Here is a 2,374-nt window from a genome sequence, read left to right on the forward strand (position 1 = left end):
TGTGTAGGTCATGGGGATACCTCCAGTAGATCGGGATTGGGGTGAATGTTGCCGATGACGGTGGTTGAGGTCAAACTTCCGTCCGACTCCAAACGGTGATATGTGCTCGGGTTTCTAGTAAAAACCATGAATGCGCAATGCTCTTGTACCCACTCAACTTCTCCGACCCCGTTGTCATCTTGGAGGATATCCCCCTCATAGATCTCCTTGCCGTTCCGATCCTTGAGTCCGGTGTATTGGCCGACTGTTTCTGGATTTACCTTGTACCAAAACTCCGTATTAAAATACTCGCTATCCCATTCGACGATACTCCCGACGATAACGTCCTGCCCGATTAGATACCCGTATACCCACTCGCCATTGTCTACATGGCGTCCTCTGACCTTAATCTCTCTGGTCATACCCCTTATCTCCTCCCTAACCCCAATGTCCGTGACGCTTGAGGATCTCGACAACCTCGTCGGCGTAGGGCTCGTCGGTGTTGATGACCAGGTAATAATTGTCGACTTTGCCTTCCGCTCGACGATTCTCAATAATCCGTTCAACGATATGCCCAAGCGCAACCTTTTCATGATGAGTGAGCTTTTCAATGTCATCGTTTTTTAAAACTTGGAACTTATACGCCATGCCTGTTAGATTTGCCATTGGCTTATCTCCTCCCTATGCCCTTATGGGCTATCATAGTTTGCAAAGCAGCCGCAGCCGCCTATATCCATTAAGTCGATCTGCTGACCAAGACCCGAATCCCACTCTTTGCGAAGCTGGTGTAGCGTGAGATTTGACTTTACACCGTCCGTTTCCCGGGTCAGTATCGACACGTCGGTACGGTCCAGCTCATGCTGCATATCAAGTTCCTTGCCCTCGTTATGCAAGTAGTATGGACGGTTGTTGCGAAGCAAGTTGATAAAGTGCCCCTGCCCCCCCCTGACGCAGAATCCTCCGCAGTTGGCGTGTGCGAAACCTTGCTCGTACATACGTTGCATTCTCAGCCCGTCCAACCGGTCCAGGCGGTGCATATCCTGTTTGTCTTGGTAAGGAGCTTCTGTCATGGGTGCCAGCACCGTGTATGGCTGCCAGTGGTCTACGATGCTTTCCATGCGGTGTATCTCAGTCCAGTCGATGCCGACGTACAAAGTTACCTCATTGGGTTCGAAATTTTCCTCGACCCATCGGCGGCTTAAAGCCTGCTTGAGCACATGAGAGCATTGTGCCACTCGGCTGTTACCGATCCATCGCTTGTCGCGGAATACCTCCCATGGCGTCCTGCCGTCCTGCAGCCATACAAACCGGGGCATCAGGCGCATGGTCTTTGCAGCGAGTAACGGCAGCATCTCTTTACGCCTCTGTACGTCATCGTCCGATCGTATATCAGGTATCTCAGCGCATGCAGCAATCAGATGGTATGGCTTAGGCATGTCGTAGAGCATGGCAGCAGACTCAATCATGTACCGGTATGTGTCCTTATCCTCCACAAGCGTGTCGGTAAAGAGCAGGTGCAGGCTGTCCGGGCCGTGCTGGAGCTTTATCCGTCTTGCTGCGTTACGGCTGCCGCCTCCTCCTGAGTACATGATGATATGTTGCATGCTGCTATCTCCTCCCTATGGGGACCCTAAAATAATGTCAACTGCCTACCGATGGCCTCGGCTGCTATGGGATTGATCCAAAGGACTTCCGTCCGGGGCTGGCCTCCCTCGGCCATTACCTCTTTCGTCTCCCTTTTCCAATGCCCCAGCATATCGTCATACATCTTGTTCCCGTAACCCGAGAGCAAGACAGGTCCTGGATGCTTTTCTAGCGCTTTGAGCATGGCCTCATGGTCTTCCGTGGTCATTTCGTGCTTATACATTCGTCCGCTGCGTGTGTCGAGCAGGTACGGCGGATCCGCATATATCAAAACATTTGGCTTCGCGTAACGTTCTAAAATCTGGAGTGCTGGCTGGCTCTCGATCTGTACACCTTGCAGCCTTTTAGACACTTCTATAATTTTTTCCGGAATTCTAGTCCATTGCACTGCAGGTGGAGATGTCGGGCAACTCTTGGGGTCGATGTTGCTCTTCCAACCAGTCCGGTCACTTGTCTTTGTCCCGATTGCTTGAGTGCAGCGAACAATAAATCTGCGCGCGCGTTCTAGTTCATCTTGAACTGGCTCGTATGACAGGTAATATTCTTGTCTGGAGAAAGGAGTCCATCTGATCGCCTCTGCGAGTTCTTTGGCCTGGGTTCGGACCACCTGAAACAGATTAGTCACGTCCCCGTCAATATCGTTGACCGTCTCTATCGTAGATCGGGGTTTATTAAAGAAGATTCCGCCGGATCCGAAGTACAAGTCAACGAACACTTCATGCGGCGGCATATGGCTGATGATCCATTCCGC

Annotated in this window: 4 protein-coding genes; all 4 read right to left on the reverse strand. The window is 51.5% G+C overall.

Going from position 1 to position 2,374, the window contains the following annotated elements; genetic code table 11:
* Positions 1–8: 8 nt before the first annotated feature.
* On the reverse strand, positions 9–401 hold the full coding sequence (locus tag WMW72_RS35420; RefSeq protein WP_341420300.1) for a YopX family protein: 393 nt from the start codon (positions 399–401) through the stop codon (positions 9–11).
* Between the two features lie 16 nt (positions 402–417).
* Positions 418–645, reverse strand: coding sequence for a hypothetical protein (locus WMW72_RS35425; RefSeq protein WP_341420301.1), 228 nt, complete (start codon positions 643–645; stop codon positions 418–420).
* Between the two features lie 23 nt (positions 646–668).
* Positions 669–1,583 carry a hypothetical protein gene (locus WMW72_RS35430; protein ID WP_341420302.1) on the reverse strand — a complete coding sequence of 305 codons (915 nt, stop codon included), beginning with the start codon at positions 1,581–1,583 and terminating at the stop codon, positions 669–671.
* 26 nt (positions 1,584–1,609) lie between these two features.
* Positions 1,610–2,374: DNA adenine methylase (locus WMW72_RS35435; protein WP_341420303.1), on the reverse strand; the 765-nt coding region annotated here is incomplete at its 5' end.

Origin of the sequence: Paenibacillus filicis, assembly GCF_038070315.1 — a bacterium.
GTDB classification, from domain to species: domain Bacteria; phylum Bacillota; class Bacilli; order Paenibacillales; family NBRC-103111; genus Paenibacillus_G; species Paenibacillus_G filicis.

Coding starts and splice junctions, on each gene's coding strand:
- WMW72_RS35420 (WP_341420300.1), bottom strand. CDS start 401: ATGACCAGAGAGATTAAGGTCAGAGGACGCCATGTAGACAATGGCGAG.
- WMW72_RS35425 (WP_341420301.1), bottom strand. CDS start 645: ATGGCAAATCTAACAGGCATGGCGTATAAGTTCCAAGTTTTAAAAAAC.
- WMW72_RS35430 (WP_341420302.1), bottom strand. CDS start 1,583: ATGCAACATATCATCATGTACTCAGGAGGAGGCGGCAGCCGTAACGCA.